Raw genomic sequence first — 15,591 nt, 5'->3', positions numbered from 1 at the left:
CGTCAATGTGAAATATTTTGTTAAAATAATTTATTTTTTAGCTTTTATGCGGTTTATTGCTTCTTGAAGAATTTTTTTTCTTATATTTTTTTCTGTATTATTTATTAATATGTCTTTTTTTTGAAAAATATTTAAATCTTTACCACTTACTATAGACAACTTTTTGTTATTAATATCATAGTTATTAATTGCATTTTTTTCATTTAATAATCTTTTTTGTTTTATTTGAAAGCGCATAAAAAATAATTTTTTACGATCATTTTCTAAATTTATATTCTTTAAAATCTGTTTTTCTTTTTTAAAATATCTTACTAATGGTATATTGCTTGGACATACTTTTTCACATGCCTTACATTCAATACAGTCTAGCATATGATGTTTTTTTGTTTGTGTGTGATTATGATTTTTACTGTACCAATAAAGTTGTTGAGGTAATAAATCAATTGGACAAACATGAGAACAAAAACTACATCGAATACAAGTATATTCAATAATATTTTGATCTTTTTCTTTTTTAGATTTGATTGAAATGCAATTAGTTTTTTTTAATACAGAATAATTTAAATTATAAATTTTTTTTCCCATAAATAAACCTCCTAAACGTATAGATATATTAGAAAATTTCTCTGGCGTTTTATCGCTTACAAAATATTTTATTGGAGTCCCAATCCTAATCCAAAAATTACCAGATAATAAATTCTTATCACCCAAACAACTAACAATACGCTGAGTGAGTGGTTCTCCATTGATAATTGCTCTTTTAATAGCATATATTGTAGCAACATTAAAAACGAGATATCCTATATCTATAGAATGTTTACCATAAGGAATTTCTTTTCCTGTCAAAGATTTAATAAGTACTTTACTACTACCTCCAGGATATTTTTTTTTAAGAATACAAATTTTGAATAATGAATTATTTTTAATTAAACTATAAATTTTTGAAATAGTTTGTATTCTATCTTCCTGAATAGCGATTAAAACTATGTTAATTTTAGATATCCAAGAAATGATTTTACATCCCGTCAAAATTTCATGCATATAATTATTTATTAAACAATCATCTGATGTTATATCGGGTTCACTTTCTACTGCATTTACAATTAAAGTATTGATTTTATGAATACTTAATATTAATTTTTTTGCTGATGAAAATTCACCCCCTCCTAGTCCGACAATACCTGCTTGATGAATTATTTTAATAAGTTTTTCAGAAGAATAATCTTTGTAATTTTGAATTGGTTTTAATTTGATCCATTGATCTAAATAATCAGGTGAAATTATAATTTTTATGTTTGTTTTGTGTTTATTGATCGGATGTAAATCAAAAGAAATGTCTTCTATCCAACCAGAAGTAGGTGCGTGAACGGGAATATTAATATCACTACCAAAAATTAAAGGCTGTCCGCGTAATACTTTATCGTGTATTTTTACACGTAATTTTTTTTTATAAATATCACTAGTTATAAAAATAAAAAATTTTTTAGGAAGAGGTGAAGATTTTAATAGTAAATCACTAGATTTATTTTTTGTAGTAAAACATTTTAAACCGCCCTTAAAATCGTATTTTTTTTTATATTAAAAATATTTAATATAGTATATATTAAAGATTTTATAGAAAAAAACTCTTTAAAAAATTTTTTCATTTTATTTATAAGTCTCTTTTTTTACTTTAATACAATTAGTTGGACAATGAGCAATACAAATATCACAACCAGTACAAAATTCCTGCAAAACTGTATGTATAAAATTAGGAGCACCAATTATTGCATCTACTGGACAAAAAATAGCACATTTCGCACATCCAACACAGTTTTTTTCATCAATTAACACAGTAGTGTGTTTCTTTTTTTTATTTTTAATTATTAAATTTTCCTCAGAAACATCCACGCTTAATACATTAGAAATTTCTAGTATAAGATCGATACCTCCAGGAATACATTTATCAAATTTCTCAGCACTTTGAACTATTGCCTCTGCATAAGGATAACATCCGGGATATCCACATTGAGCACACTGACTTTGAGGTAACAATTCATTTATGATTTCTATAACTGGATCTTTTTTTGATTGAACTTTATAAGTTGCAAAACCTAGTATTATTCCCAATAAAAAAGATAAAAAACCAAAAATAAAAATTATTAACATAATTAAATTTTTATTAAACCTTTAAAACCCATAAATATAATAGACATTAAACTTACAGTAATTAAAACAATTGGTGCACCTTGAAATGGTACGGGAATATCAGATAACAATATACGCTCACGAATACAAGAAAAAACAATCATGACTAAAGTAAATCCAAATGATGAACTTATCGCATATAATATACACTCTATAAATGTATGATTAAAATATAAACTAAACAATGGAATTGCCAATACTGCACAATTAGTTGTAATTAAAGGAAGAAAAATTCCAAGTAAACGATATAAAACAGGACTAGTATTACGTAATATTGTTTCTAAAAATTGAACACTCACTGAAATAATTAACATATACACTATGACTCTTAAGTATACCAAGTCAAGAGGTAATAAAATAAAAAAATTAATACACCATAATAATACTGATGATGTAAGAATAACAAAAGTAGTTGCAAAACTCATTCCAATAGCATTTTCTATTTTACTAGATGCTCCTAAAAAGGGACACAGACCAAGAAATTGTACTAAAATGAAATTTTCGATTAATATATTAAAAATAAAAAATAAAATATAATGTTTCATTAATAGTTCCAAAAACTAAATATATTTAACAATTTTTGTTAATTAATCGTTCTGTTGTATCTACAATGGTTTGAGTACAAAAATCAATTTCCATATTTATTATACTACCTTTTTTTTTATTTCTTATTGTAGTAGTTAATAAAGTTTGGGGTATCAAATGTACACAAAATTCATTATTAATGATATCTCCGATAGTAAGACTAATTCCATCAAGACAAATAAAACCTTTATAAAAAATATATTTCATTAAAAATGAATTCCTCACTTTTAACCAGATAGTATAATTATTATCTGATTGTAATATTCGAGAAATCTCTACTGTATTCATAACATGACCAGATATTATATGACCACCAATTTCATCTCCATATTTTGCTGATCGTTCAACGTTGATGTTATCTCCAACTTTCAATATACTTAAATTAGTATTTTTTAAAGTTTCTTCTACAACATCACATGTTATATAAGACTTTTCAATCATTTTTACAGTTAAACAACACCCGTTGTGTGCTACTGAAGAACCCAATGTTAAAGTTTTAGATAAAATAGAAGGGAGTTTCACCGTATAACTATTAATTTTTTTTTTCTTTTCTATAGAAACAACAGTAGCAATTCCATTTACAATACCTGTAAACATAATTTTTCCTTAAAAAAAGTATAATTGTATTTATTTAAAAATATTTTACATAAATTTATCGTCTTTTAGAATAAAAATATTTGTATCTTACCTCAATAATAATATATAATTTAAATTATAAAGAATAAAGATAAATAATATTTTTTATATTTACGTTCGTAGCTCAATTGGTTAGAGCGCTACCATGACATGGTAGAAGTTGGTGGTTCAAGTCCACTCGGACGTATCAAAAAACATATAACTTTTAGAATAGGTAATTTATATTTGCTACAAAAAACTATTAGTCAATATAAAAATAAATCATTTTTAATAGCTTATAGCGGCGGATTAGATTCTACAGTACTGCTTTATCAACTCCTCAAAATAAAAAAAAAAATACCTTATATCAAAATACGTGCCATTCATATTAATCATAATCTTGCTTTAGATTCAAAAAAATGGACAGAGCATTGTGAAAAATTTTGTAATATATATAATATATCGTTAATTATTGAAAACATTCATCTTGATAAAAATACAAATAACATCGAAGAAAAATTAAGAATCAAACGATATAATATTATTTACAATCATTTGCTTGTAGATGAAATACTACTTACCGGGCATCATATGAACGATCAATGTGAAACCCTTATTTTATCTTTAAAGAGAGGAAGTGGTCCTAATGGACTGTCCAGTATGTCTTTTGAAACTAAATTTGGTAATAAAAAAATAGTTCGTCCTTTTTTAAAAAAAACAAAAAAAGAATTAGAATTATATGCATATCATAATAATTTAAAATGGATTGAAGATTTTAGTAATTTAAATATTAATTATGATCGTAATTTTATAAGACACGAAATTATTCCTATTTTCGAAAAAAGATGGCCTTCTTTCGTAAAAAACTGTTTTCGTACTGCGTATATTTGTCAAAAAGAAAAAGTACTTATTAATAATTTTCTTTATGAAAAAATTCATGATTTTATACAGTTCGATGGTTCTTTAAATATTAAAAATTTCAAAAATATTAAAAAAGAAATGTGTATAGCATTAATTAGATATTGGATTTCGTTAAAAAAAATAAAAATGCCATCATATAAAAACATTCACTGTATTTATCATCAAATGATTTCTAGTAAAATAGACGCGAATCCTAAAGTAACTTTAAAAGATCATGAAATAAGACGCTACAAGGAATCACTTTTTTTCATAAAAACCCAACCTAATCTTAAAAATACTATTTTATTCTGGCATAAAAAAAACATGAAACTAATACTACCCAATAATTTAGGGAGTTTAATACAAAACCATGCAGGTATGGTTCTACCAGCACCTAGAAACAATCAATTGATTAATATTCGCTTTCAACATGAGGGGAATGTTCTTATATTAGGAAGAAACAAAAAAAGAAAAATAAAAAAAATTTGGCAAGAAAAAAAAATTCCTCCTTGGTTAAGGAATCAAATTCCTCTACTATTTTATAATAATGATTTTATTAGTGCTTTAGGCGTTTTCGTTGTTAATATAAAAGACAATAAAAAAGATACTTGGATAATATCATGGCAAAATGATTTAAAGTTATCTTCTCATAATTCATTTTTATTTTATTAAAATATTTATTAAAAATACATTCAAATTTTTCAAAAAATATAAAAATATTTATCTTAAAAAAATCTATTACTATTTAACTAAGTTAATTAATTTATCAATTGATTCAAAACGAAGCCTTTCATATAACGGTATAAATTGATTTATTTTATGAGATAATAATGGCTCTTTAATGCTTTCCCAAGTTAATCTTGAAATTAAAAAAGATTCTGTTTTTATTGCCAAATCAGGTAATATTGGCTTTAAAAAAATCATTATAATTCTAAATAAATTAATTCCCATTGTGCAAATTTTTTGTATTGTATCAAGACTTTTTCTTGTTATAATAATTTTCCATGGTTTTTTTTCATTAATATACTGATTAGCAACGTTTACTAATCTCATAGATTCTTTTACAGCACAACTAAATTCTCGCTTTTCTAAAAATTTTTCAACATCACTACTCGAATTAATAAAATATTGATATAATTTACTATCATCTAATTTATCGGATAAATATCCATTAAAATATTTATGAATAAAACCAGCGTTTCTAGACGCTAAATTAACTAATTTGTTTACAATATCACTATTTATCTTACAAATAAATTCTTTCAGATCAATTTCAATGTCATGAATTTTACTGGATAATTTACTAGCGTAATAATAGCGCAAACTATCTGAATTAAAACACTTAATCCAATCACTTGCTGTAATTAAAGCACCACGTGATTTCGATAGCTTTAATCCATTCATAGTAAGATGACCGTGAACAAATATACCGTTAGGTTTTCTAAAAGAACAAGCTTCTAATATTGCAGGCCAAAATAAAGTATGAAAATAAATAATGTCTTTACCAATAAAATGATATAATTCGCAATTAGATTGTAAATTCCAAAATTCATCAAAATTTAATTCTTTATTTTTACAACAAAGATTTTTAAATCCACTAATGTAACCAATTGGAGCATCAAGCCAAACATAGAAATATTTTTCAGGATATTGAGGAATTTTAAATCCAAAATATGGTGCATCACGAGAAATCCCCCATGACTTCAAACCTTTTTTAAACCATTCTTCTGTTTTTTTTATAACTGAATCTTCTAAAATACCAGAATGTATCCATTTTTTTAAAAATTTACTAAAAAAAGGCAAGTTAAAATATAAATGTTTTGTGTTTTTTAAAATAGGTTTACTCCCTGAAAGAACAGATGTAGGATTAATTAAATCTATAGGTTCATAAGTTGCACTGCATATTTCGCAATTATCACCATATTGATTTTCCGATTTACAAATTGGGCAAATGCCTTTTATAAATCTATCTGGGAGAAAAATTTTTTTTGTATTATCATAAAATTGAAAGATTGTTTTTTCTTTAATCAGACCTTTTTGATCTAAAGATCTAAACATCTTTCTCAATAAAAATAAATTTTCTAAACTATGTGTTGAGTGATAATTATCATGCGAAATTCTAAAGTTTAAAAAATCTATTTTATGTTCTTTTTGAACATTTTTAATCAATTGATTTGAAGAGATTCCTAAATCTTCAGATTTTAACATAATAGCAGTACCATGTGCATCATCAGAAGAAATAAACCATACTTCATGACCACGCATTCTAAGATAACGAACCCAAATATCTGCTTGAATATGTTCTAGCATATGACCTATATGAATAGAACCATTTGCATAAGGTAAAGCACAGGTGACCAAAATTTTTCTATGTGAACTACTAGACATAATATTATATTTCTTTTAAATAAAGAACGTGATATGTAAAATATAATGAATAGAACGATGTGCTTAATTAAAATAAATAGTTCTACTAATTACACGAAAACTAAAATATAAGAAAAAAAATTTTATTCCTTATCGATGCGACTGGGTACTACTCCATTTTGACTTTTATATTTAGCTTTATATCGAGAATTATAAGGATGTAAAACTGATTGAGAAAGAACTTCAAAACTAAGTGCAGCAATTTTTATTTTAGGACGTAATACTAGAGTTAACTTTCCAGCATTAAAAATTTCCAAAACAATATTCCCTTTCCATCCAGGATCAATACGATGAGCGGTAGCATGAATCATTAATCCTAAACGAGCTAAAGAAGAACGTCCATCTAACCAACCAACTAAATTATTGGGAATAGTGACATTTTCAAATGTAGAAGATAATACCAAAGAACCTGGGTGCAAGAAAAATGGTTTTTCTTGAGAAAAAATTATTTCATTACTCATAACTTCTTTTAATGCTAAGGCAGTATTTATTTTTGAATTGCTTAAATCAATACAAGATCGAGCATGATCATAAAAAAAACGAAATTTATTACCAAGATGTATATCAACAGTAACACCATGAATCAATTCTTTTTTAGGATAAGGGGTTATAATTAATTCTTTTCTTTTTAACCATTCTTCAATATCTTTATCGCATAAACGCATATTTATCCCTATAATCAATATATTTTTTAATCTTAAAATATATTATAAAAATATAAAAAATACTATAAATAGTATATATAATATAGAATCTAATAGCAGAGATATTTTTTAACATCATCTGCTATTTTAATTTTTAATCATAAAGCAATGACGATTATGCAATTAATATGATATTTATATACATAAATAAATTATTTTAATTTTTTATAATGAATATTATTTTTTTAAAACGGACCAATTTGTATGAAAGTAACCAGGTTTATCGTTTCTTTGATAAGTATGTGCACCAAAACAATCTCTTTGAGCTTGAATAAGATTAGCTGGTAAATACATTGCTCTATAACTATCATAATAAGATATTGCTGCAGAAAATGCAGGAATAGAAATACCGTATTTTATTGCATATATAACAATTTTACGCAATGATTTTTGATACTCATTAGCTATTTTTGAAAAATAAGGTGTTAATAACAAGTTAATCACATTGCTATTTTGAGAGTATTCTTCTGTTATTTTTTGTAAAAAACTTGCTCGGATAATACATCCAGATCTAAAAATTTTAGCGATTTCACTATATTTTAAATTCCAATTATATTTTTCTGAAGCTTTTTTCAACTGAGAAAAACCTTGAGCATAAGAAATTATTTTTCCTAAATATAAAGCACGTCTAATCTCTTCAATAAAACTATTTTTATCTAGAATGGAATTTTTTATGCTAGGTCCTTTTAATATCTTTGATGCAATCACACGTTGTTCTTTAAGAGAAGAAAGATAACGTGAAAAAACAGATTCAGTAATTAAAGATAAAGGTTCTCGAAGTTCTAAAGCATTTTGACTAATCCATTTACCAGTACCTTTATCTTCTGCTTTATCTAAAATAGAATCTATTAAATATTGATTTTTACTGTCTTTTTTAAGAAAAATATCTTTTGTTATATCAATTAAATAACTATTTAATTCACCTTTATTCCATTCATAAAAAGTGCTCGCTAATTCTTCATTATTCATGTGTAATAAATATTTCAATAAAAAATATGATTCTGCAATCAATTGCATATCACCATACTCAATACCATTATGTACCATTTTAACATAATGACCAGAACCATTTGGACCAATATAACTTACACATGGTTCACCTTCAAACTTTGCGGATATTTTTTTCAGCATAGGAAATACGAGTTTATATGCTTCTTTCTGACCTCCAGGCATAATTGATGGACCATTAAGTGCTCCTAATTCACCTCCAGAAACTCCCATACCAATAAAATTGATACCATGTTTAGATAATTCATCGTTTCTTCTCATAGTATCTTTATAAAAAGTATTACCTGCATCAATTAATATATCTTTTTTTTCTAAATAAGGCATAATAGATTGAATAGTTTCATCAGTTGCTTTACCAGATTGAACCATTAATAAAACACATCGAGGTTTAGAAAGTGAATTAACAAAATCTTTAATAGAAAAATATGGAAAAATATTTTTACTTTTATTTTGATTAACAACTTCTATTGTTGTAGAATTTGTTCTATTGAATATGGATACAGTATAATTTTTACTTTCAATATTTAGTGCTAAATTTCTTCCCATTACTGCCATTCCTACAACACCAATTTGTTGTTTTAACATCTTTTGCTCCAACTAAAAATACTGAAAAATAGTAAATAATTATTATTAATAATCACTATATTTTATATACTTTCTTATTCAATCAATAATATTATAACTATATTTTATATATCATTCATTAAAAGTAGACTATTAAGAAAGTATTTCTATTAAATTAGAATAAAGATAAACTTATTAAAAACATTTTTTTTGTATTTGATTTTTAAATAAAAAAAATTTACTCTTATTATCTAATAAATTTTTTAATAATGGAGATCATTACATATAATATATATATGTTTATATCATTGAAATTTCTTGTGAAATTGAAATAATCTAAATCGATTTTATTAATAAATTTTAATTTTTATAATTAGTTAGAAAGAATTTTTTATCAATAAAACCAAGTCAATTATTACTAAAATCTATTCGTGGTTCTTTTTTTCTTTTTTTCTTTTTTTTAAATTGTTAAGTACTAAACGTAAATTTAAACCTTGATCATGTAATAATACAATTAAATGATAGATTAAATCTGAAGATTCGTTGATTAATTCAGTTTTATCTTTTTTCATAGACGCTAATATTGTTTCTATAGCTTCTTCGCCTACTTTCTGAGCTATTCGGCTTGTTCCGGATCGATATAGATCAGATGTATATGAATTATTTGTAATATTATTTTTTCTTTCTTCTATAAGTTTTTCTAATTCAAACAAAAAACTTACACTAGATTGTGTTAAAAAAAAGCAAGTTTTATTGCCTAAATGACATGTATTCCCTGTAGATTGAACTAAAATTAATAATGTATCATAATCACAATCTGTAGTTATTTCAATTACTTTTAAATAATTTCCAGATTTTTCTCCTTTAGTCCATAAACGATTTTTACTACGAGAATAAAACGTTACTAAACCATCTTTTTGAGTTTTTAAAAAGGCTTCTTGATTCATATATCCATGCATTAAAATTTCACTAGACAAGTAATCTTGTATTATTGTGGGAATCATTCCATTAGTTTTTATCCAATTAAGATTTAATAATTTCTCTTTTGTGGTTAGCACACTCTAATCTCCATCCCTTGTTGAATTAAAAAATTTTTTAATGTTTTTATATTTATAATATTTTTATGAAAAACAGATGCAGCTAATACTCCATCTACATTGCAATAATTTAATGCTTCATAAAAATGTTCTATATTCCCTGCTCCTCCTGATGCAATTAAAGGTACTTTGCATATTTCTCTGATTTCGGAAAGTTGTTCAAGATCATATCCTTTTTGTAATCCATCTTGATTCATCATATTTAAAACAATTTCTCCAGCACCTTTTTCTTGAACTTTTTTTACCCAATCAGATGTTTTCCAACCAGTTTGATAAGTTTTGCTAAAATCTCCTGTATATTGTTGTACCATATAACATTTTTTAATTTTATCAAACCAGGAATCAATTCCAACTACTGTACACTGCACACCAAAACGTTCTGAAATTCTACTTATTAAATTAGGATCTATTAATGCTGAAGAATTGATTGATATTTTATCTGCACCACTAGATAAAATATTCTGTGCATCTTCTATACTTTTGATTCCTCCAGCAACACAAAATGGAATATTTATTACTTCAGCAACATTTTCTATCCAACTTCTATCAACTAATTTATTTTTTGTAGATGCCGTTATATCATAAAATACTAATTCATCTATACCTTCATTTGTATAACGTTGAGCAAGTGGTATAATTTGACCTACAGTTTGATGGTTTTTAAATTGAACCCCTTTTACTACAACACCATTACTAACATCTAAACATGCTATTATGCGTTTGGCCAACATTTTAAAGCCTCTTCTACTCTAAATTTTTTTTCTAACAAACTACGACCAATAATTACACTTTTAACACCAGTTTTTTTCAAAGAAATAATATCTTGTAATGTTCCCACTCCTCCAGAAGCTTGAAATTGAATTTTTTCAAAAGAATTAGAGATTTCTTTATATAATTTAATATTTGGACCTGATAATGTTCCATCTTTAGATATATCTGTACACAATACATGTTTCAATCCACTTGGTAAAAAATATTCAATAATTTCTTCTAAAGTAATATTAGTTTTTTTTTGCCAACCATTTATATATATTTTCTTACTATTATTAGTAATTTTTATATCTAATGCTAAAACAATAGAATCTGGACCATAAACATTTAACCATTTTTTTACTTTAATTTTATTTTGTATGATTGAAGAGCCAATTACTACTCTTTTAACTCCAAGATTAAGTAATGTACATATATCTTTTGTTGTTCTTATCCCTCCACCTATTTGTATAGGAATTCTACTATAAGAAAGTATCTTCTTAAATAATTCTATTTGTCTATTTTTGCTATCTCTTGCTCCGTCTAAATCTACTAAATGGATTGTTTTAATTCCTTTTAACTTATATTCTTCTAAACAATCAGGTAAATTTATATTATAATTTTTTTGATGCGAATAATTACCTTGATATAAACGCACAGCCAAACCATTAATTAAATCAAATGCAGGAATAATCATAGGATTACATCTCCAAAAAATTTTTTAATAATTGAGAACCTATTTCACCTGATTTCTCCGGATGAAATTGAACCCCAAAAAAATTATTTTTTTGTATTACTGAACTAAAATGCACACCATAATTAGTCGTTGATAATGTATATTTATTAACTGGTACTATATAACTGTGAACAAAATAAAATCTTGAATTATTTGGAATTTTTTTAAATAAAGGATGTGATGTTTGAAATTTAATTTGATTCCATCCGATATGTGGCAATGGTAAATTCTTCGTTCTTAAACGAAGTACAGAAGATTTTATTATGCCAATAGTTTTTACACCATAACATTCTTCACTAAAAGAACAAAAAAGTTGCATACCAAGACATATACCTAAGACTGGTTTTTGAAAATTTTTAATGATATTAATTAATTTTCTTTCCGATAAAATACTCATTACCGCAGAAGCAGTTCCTACTCCAGGTAAAAACATCTTTTTGCATTTTAATATTACAGAAGGTTCAGTAGTTATGATAGAATTATAACCTAGTTTTTTAATTGCAACTTTGATTGATTTTAAATTAGCACAACCAGTATCTAATATTACTAAATCCATTATAAAATCCCTTTTGAAGTTGGTAATGTATTTCCTTTTATCTGGACAGCTTGACGTAATGCACGACCAAAAACTTTAAATAAACTTTCAATACAATGATGATCATTTTTTCCTTCAGCATACAAGTGAACTGTAATTTTCATTGAATAACAAAGAGAATAAAAAAAATGTTCAATCATATTTGTACTGAGATCACCTACCATTTTATGACGAAAATTTGCTTTAAAACTTAAATATGGACGATTAGATATATCTATAATACAATTAGATTTGCTTTCATCCATAGGCAAATAAAAACCAAATCTACACAAACCATTTTTTTTTCCTAACGCTTGTAGTAACGCTTTTCCTAATACAATACCTGTATCTTCTACTGTATGATGATCATCAATATAAAGATCACCTTTTGCAAAAATATTTACACAAATACCGCTATGCACTGCTAATTGTTCTAACATGTGATCAAAAAATTTCACACCCGTATCAATTTGACTAGTTTCTTCTACATCTAACCAAACTTGTACGTGTATTTTTGTTTCTTTTGTTTCTCTAAAAACTTCCGCATATCTATTATTTTTGATAATATTTTTTTCAATATCACTCCAGTTACATATATTCTCTTTATATTGAATTCCCTTGACTTGAATATTTTTTGCAAGTTGCATATCTGTTTCTCGATCACCAATAACATAACTGTGTTTCAGATCTATATTTTTAAGCCATGGTTGTATCATTGTTATTTTAGGTTTACGACATTCACAATTATCATGTGAAGAATGAGGGCAAATTAATATATCATCAAAAATTATTTCTTCTGAAGCAAAAACTTTTAACATAAAAACATGTGCTGAATTAAAATCTTTCCAAGAAAAATGTTTTTTACCAAGACCATCTTGGTTGGTCACCATAACTAATTTATAATCAAAACTTATTAATTTACGTAAAGAAGAAATTACATTTTTTTTAAAATTTAATTTTTCTATTGAATCTACTTGAAAATTTCTAATTGGTTCATCAATTAACGTACCATCTCGATCGATAAATAGTATTTTATCTTTCACTTACATCACCTTAATAAATATTATTTTTAGAAAACTTTTTAAGTTCTTTGATTAATTCTAAGGACTCTAAACGTGTTCCTATTGAAATTCTAATACATTTTTTTAAATTAACTTTTTCATTTTGATTTCTTAAAATTATACCTTTATTCCATAGAATCTGAAAAATTCTCTCATACATAAAAAATTTTACTAATACATAATTGGCATTACTTTCAAAAACTTTTTCTACGCAAGAAATCTGATTTAACTGATCAACTAACCAAACACGATTAGAATTTGAATCTAGCACTCTATTCTGCATTAATTTAATATAATCTTTTTGTAACGATTGCAAAGCTATATCAATAACAGGTGTGGATATTGGATAAGGACTAATAACTTTATTTAACGTCTCAATAATTTTTTTTTCTGCTAAAACAAAACCACACCTTATTCCTGCTAAAGCAAAAGCTTTGGAGAGTGTACGTAAAATAACTAAATTTGGGTGATCCTTTAAAAAACATGTCATGCTTTCTTTAGGCGAAAATTCAATGTATGCTTCATCTATTACAACTAAAGATTTACCTAAAGTTATTTTTAATAACAATAAAAGATCTTTTTTCAAGATGATACTACTAGTTGGATTGTTAGGATTGCAAACATAAATTAACTTTACTTCATTTAAATTTAATTCAAGATTTAATAAATCTAATTGCCAAGTATTTTTCAAAGTAGGAATTTCTTTTATTTTTACACCAGCTATTTGTGCATTTATTCGATACATATCATAAGTGGGAGGACAGTAAATAATTGCATCTTTCCCTGGTTCACAAAAAGCTTTAATTAATAATTCTATTCCTTCATCTGCTCCTCTTGTAACTAAAACTTGTTGACAAGATAAATCAACATAACCAGCATAAGCAGATATTAAATTATTTGGTTGACATTCTGGATAACGATTAAATGATTGTTTTTTTGATTTAAAAGAAACAGATATAGGTGATTCGTTTGCATTTAACCATATTGTACCATGTTTTCCTCCAATACGTCGTGCTGACTGATAAGGTGTTAATTTTTGTATATTATTTCTAGTTAATTTAATAATGTTGTCTGTCATATTTTCCTCTTTAAATAATCCACTCGAATTTTTACCGCATTTTTATGTGCTTGGAGTTTTTCTGCAGAAGATAGAATTTCAAGAGTATTAGATAATTTTATTAATCCTTGAGATGTTAATTCTTGAATTAATATACGTTTTTGAAAGTCAGCTAATCCTAAAGCTGAATTCGTAATAGACTTACCATACGTTGGTAACACATGATTAGTTCCAGATGCATAATCACCTGCAGATTCAGGAGACCATAAACCTAAAAAAATAGAACTTGCATTTGAGATATAATTAAGCATATCTCTCGGTGATTTAGTTTGAATGATTAAATGTTCAGGCGCATACAAATTAGATATTTCAATACATTGGAATAGATTTTCAGTAATAATAATAGTACTATTTTTTAAAGATTCTAAAATTTCTGATAACCTAGATAGGTTTTTTAACTGTCGATGAAGAGAAATAATTACTTGTTCTGCTAATTCAATACATGGTGTTAACAAAAAAACTTGAGAAGATGAACCATGTTCAGCTTGTGATAACAAATCAGCAGCAATAAAATCTGGATTAGCAGTATCATCAGCAATAATTAATAATTCTGAAGGTCCTGCTAACATGTCTATTGCTGTTCCATTTAACATCGAACTAACTTGTAATTTAGCTTCTGTAACATAAGCATTACCAGGACCAAAAATTTTATCTACTTTAGGAATAGTATCTGTACCAAAAGCAAGAGCGGCTATAGCTTGAGCTCCGCCTACTTGAAAAATTTTATCGATTCCACATATATGAGCAGTATAAAGAACTTCAGAACTAATTGGAGGTGGAGAACAAAGAATAATTTTTTTACAACCAGAGATTTTAGCGGGTATAGCTAACATTAATACAGTTGAGAATAAAGGCGCTGTTCCACCAGGTATATAAATACCTATAGAATTTAAAGGTAAATTAATTTGCTGACAACGTATTCCAATTTGTGTTTCAATATCTATTGGAGATAAAATTTGAGCTTTATGAAAACGTGTAATGTTTTTTTTTGCAACTAAAATTGCATTTTTTAATTTATTGCTTAATTGAAGTGAAGATAACAAAATATCTTTTTCAGAAATTTGAAAATCATTTAAATTACATTTATCGAATAAAAAAGAATATTCTTTTAATGCTTGATCACCTAAATTTTTAATATTTTCTATAATGTCTGAAACAGTTTTTTTAATGATACTATTTTTTTTTAAAACAGGTCTTAATAATATTTTTGTTTGTTGATCAAAATTTAATTTATTCCAATATATTATTTTATTAAAATATTTCATT

14 protein-coding genes, 1 tRNA gene and 1 pseudogene are annotated in these 15,591 nt (G+C 25.6%); 2 read left to right on the top strand and 14 right to left on the bottom strand.

The window, feature by feature from the left end; translation table 11 throughout:
* Nucleotides 1-30: 30 nt before the first annotated feature.
* From rsxC to D9V68_RS00560, 4 genes and pseudogenes are all read right to left on the bottom strand, one after another.
* A pseudogene (gene rsxC, locus D9V68_RS00575) lies at nucleotides 31-1,557 on the bottom strand (electron transport complex subunit RsxC); the annotation flags it as partial.
* A 90-nt stretch (nucleotides 1,558-1,647) separates the two neighbouring features.
* Nucleotides 1,648-2,148, bottom strand: a complete 501-nt coding sequence (locus tag D9V68_RS00570) for an RnfABCDGE type electron transport complex subunit B (RefSeq protein ID WP_158357326.1) — start codon at nucleotides 2,146-2,148, stop codon at nucleotides 1,648-1,650.
* Nucleotides 2,149-2,150: 2 nt separating this feature from the next.
* Nucleotides 2,151-2,732 (bottom strand): electron transport complex subunit RsxA, encoded by a 582-nt coding sequence (gene rsxA / locus D9V68_RS00565; RefSeq protein WP_158357323.1) that lies wholly within the window; start codon nucleotides 2,730-2,732, stop codon nucleotides 2,151-2,153.
* Nucleotides 2,733-2,757: 25 nt separating this feature from the next.
* The gene (locus D9V68_RS00560) at nucleotides 2,758-3,369 is read right to left on the bottom strand and encodes a riboflavin synthase subunit alpha (protein ID WP_158357321.1); all 612 of its coding nucleotides are present in this window, start codon (nucleotides 3,367-3,369) and stop codon (nucleotides 2,758-2,760) included.
* Between the two features lie 152 nt (nucleotides 3,370-3,521).
* Between D9V68_RS00560 and D9V68_RS00555 the strand changes: the two genes are divergently transcribed.
* Both D9V68_RS00555 and tilS read left to right on the top strand, forming a co-directional pair.
* A tRNA-Val gene (locus tag D9V68_RS00555) sits at nucleotides 3,522-3,595 on the top strand.
* Between the two features lie 38 nt (nucleotides 3,596-3,633).
* A complete protein-coding gene (gene tilS / locus D9V68_RS00550) occupies nucleotides 3,634-4,959 on the top strand; it encodes a tRNA lysidine(34) synthetase TilS (RefSeq protein ID WP_158357319.1) in 1,326 nt (441 codons plus the stop codon).
* 69 nt (nucleotides 4,960-5,028) lie between these two features.
* On the opposite strand, the gene metG is transcribed toward tilS, so the two are convergent.
* The 10 genes from metG to hisD all read right to left on the bottom strand — a co-directional run bounded on the left by metG (nucleotide 5,029) and on the right by hisD (nucleotide 15,590).
* Entirely contained in the window at nucleotides 5,029-6,675 is a 1,647-nt protein-coding gene (metG, locus tag D9V68_RS00545) for a methionine--tRNA ligase (protein WP_158357317.1), read from the bottom strand.
* Between the two features lie 122 nt (nucleotides 6,676-6,797).
* Nucleotides 6,798-7,379: a dCTP deaminase gene (gene dcd, locus D9V68_RS00540; protein ID WP_158357315.1), complete on the bottom strand. Its 582-nt coding sequence runs from the start codon at nucleotides 7,377-7,379 to the stop codon at nucleotides 6,798-6,800.
* A 216-nt stretch (nucleotides 7,380-7,595) separates the two neighbouring features.
* The gene (gndA, locus tag D9V68_RS00535) at nucleotides 7,596-9,011 is read right to left on the bottom strand and encodes an NADP-dependent phosphogluconate dehydrogenase (RefSeq protein WP_158357313.1); all 1,416 of its coding nucleotides are present in this window, start codon (nucleotides 9,009-9,011) and stop codon (nucleotides 7,596-7,598) included.
* 404 nt (nucleotides 9,012-9,415) lie between these two features.
* Complete coding sequence (gene hisIE / locus D9V68_RS00530) at nucleotides 9,416-10,048, bottom strand: bifunctional phosphoribosyl-AMP cyclohydrolase/phosphoribosyl-ATP diphosphatase HisIE (protein WP_158357311.1); 633 nt, start codon at nucleotides 10,046-10,048, stop codon at nucleotides 9,416-9,418.
* Nucleotides 10,042-10,818 carry an imidazole glycerol phosphate synthase subunit HisF gene (gene hisF, locus D9V68_RS00525; RefSeq protein WP_158357309.1) on the bottom strand — a complete coding sequence of 259 codons (777 nt, stop codon included), beginning with the start codon at nucleotides 10,816-10,818 and terminating at the stop codon, nucleotides 10,042-10,044. Before hisF ends, hisIE begins: the two co-directional genes overlap by 7 nt.
* Nucleotides 10,800-11,534: a 1-(5-phosphoribosyl)-5-[(5-phosphoribosylamino)methylideneamino]imidazole-4-carboxamide isomerase gene (gene hisA / locus D9V68_RS00520; protein ID WP_158357307.1), complete on the bottom strand. Its 735-nt coding sequence runs from the start codon at nucleotides 11,532-11,534 to the stop codon at nucleotides 10,800-10,802. Before hisA ends, hisF begins: the two co-directional genes overlap by 19 nt.
* Nucleotides 11,535-11,538: 4 nt before the next feature.
* Nucleotides 11,539-12,129 carry an imidazole glycerol phosphate synthase subunit HisH gene (gene hisH, locus D9V68_RS00515; protein ID WP_158357305.1) on the bottom strand — a complete coding sequence of 197 codons (591 nt, stop codon included), beginning with the start codon at nucleotides 12,127-12,129 and terminating at the stop codon, nucleotides 11,539-11,541.
* Entirely contained in the window at nucleotides 12,129-13,190 is a 1,062-nt protein-coding gene (gene hisB, locus D9V68_RS00510; RefSeq protein ID WP_158357303.1) for a bifunctional histidinol-phosphatase/imidazoleglycerol-phosphate dehydratase HisB, read from the bottom strand. The genes hisH and hisB overlap by 1 nt, the downstream gene beginning before the upstream one ends.
* 10 nt (nucleotides 13,191-13,200) lie before the next feature.
* Nucleotides 13,201-14,286: a histidinol-phosphate transaminase gene (gene hisC, locus D9V68_RS00505; RefSeq protein WP_158357301.1), complete on the bottom strand. Its 1,086-nt coding sequence runs from the start codon at nucleotides 14,284-14,286 to the stop codon at nucleotides 13,201-13,203.
* Nucleotides 14,283-15,590 (bottom strand): histidinol dehydrogenase, encoded by a 1,308-nt coding sequence (gene hisD, locus D9V68_RS00500; RefSeq protein ID WP_158357299.1) that lies wholly within the window; start codon nucleotides 15,588-15,590, stop codon nucleotides 14,283-14,285. The genes hisC and hisD overlap by 4 nt, the downstream gene beginning before the upstream one ends.
* Nucleotide 15,591 lies beyond the last annotated feature (1 nt).

This window comes from Buchnera aphidicola (Hyperomyzus lactucae) (assembly GCF_005081705.1).
GTDB classification, from domain to species: Bacteria; Pseudomonadota; Gammaproteobacteria; order Enterobacterales; family Enterobacteriaceae; genus Buchnera; species Buchnera aphidicola_Y.
This window is presented reverse-complemented; position numbering and strand designations above follow the sequence as displayed.

Bases quoted from the DNA above. Each gene is read 5' to 3' on its own strand.
- D9V68_RS00570 (WP_158357326.1), bottom strand. From the start codon at position 2,148: ATGTTAATAATTTTTATTTTTGGTTTTTTATCTTTTTTATTGGGAATA.
- rsxA (WP_158357323.1), bottom strand. From the start codon at position 2,732: ATGAAACATTATATTTTATTTTTTATTTTTAATATATTAATCGAAAAT.
- D9V68_RS00560 (WP_158357321.1), bottom strand. From the start codon at position 3,369: ATGTTTACAGGTATTGTAAATGGAATTGCTACTGTTGTTTCTATAGAA.
- metG (WP_158357317.1), bottom strand. From the start codon at position 6,675: ATGTCTAGTAGTTCACATAGAAAAATTTTGGTCACCTGTGCTTTACCT.
- dcd (WP_158357315.1), bottom strand. From the start codon at position 7,379: ATGCGTTTATGCGATAAAGATATTGAAGAATGGTTAAAAAGAAAAGAA.
- gndA (WP_158357313.1), bottom strand. From the start codon at position 9,011: ATGTTAAAACAACAAATTGGTGTTGTAGGAATGGCAGTAATGGGAAGA.
- hisF (WP_158357309.1), bottom strand. From the start codon at position 10,818: ATGTTGGCCAAACGCATAATAGCATGTTTAGATGTTAGTAATGGTGTT.
- hisA (WP_158357307.1), bottom strand. From the start codon at position 11,534: ATGATTATTCCTGCATTTGATTTAATTAATGGTTTGGCTGTGCGTTTA.
- hisH (WP_158357305.1), bottom strand. From the start codon at position 12,129: ATGGATTTAGTAATATTAGATACTGGTTGTGCTAATTTAAAATCAATC.
- hisC (WP_158357301.1), bottom strand. From the start codon at position 14,286: ATGACAGACAACATTATTAAATTAACTAGAAATAATATACAAAAATTA.
- hisD (WP_158357299.1), bottom strand. From the start codon at position 15,590: ATGAAATATTTTAATAAAATAATATATTGGAATAAATTAAATTTTGAT.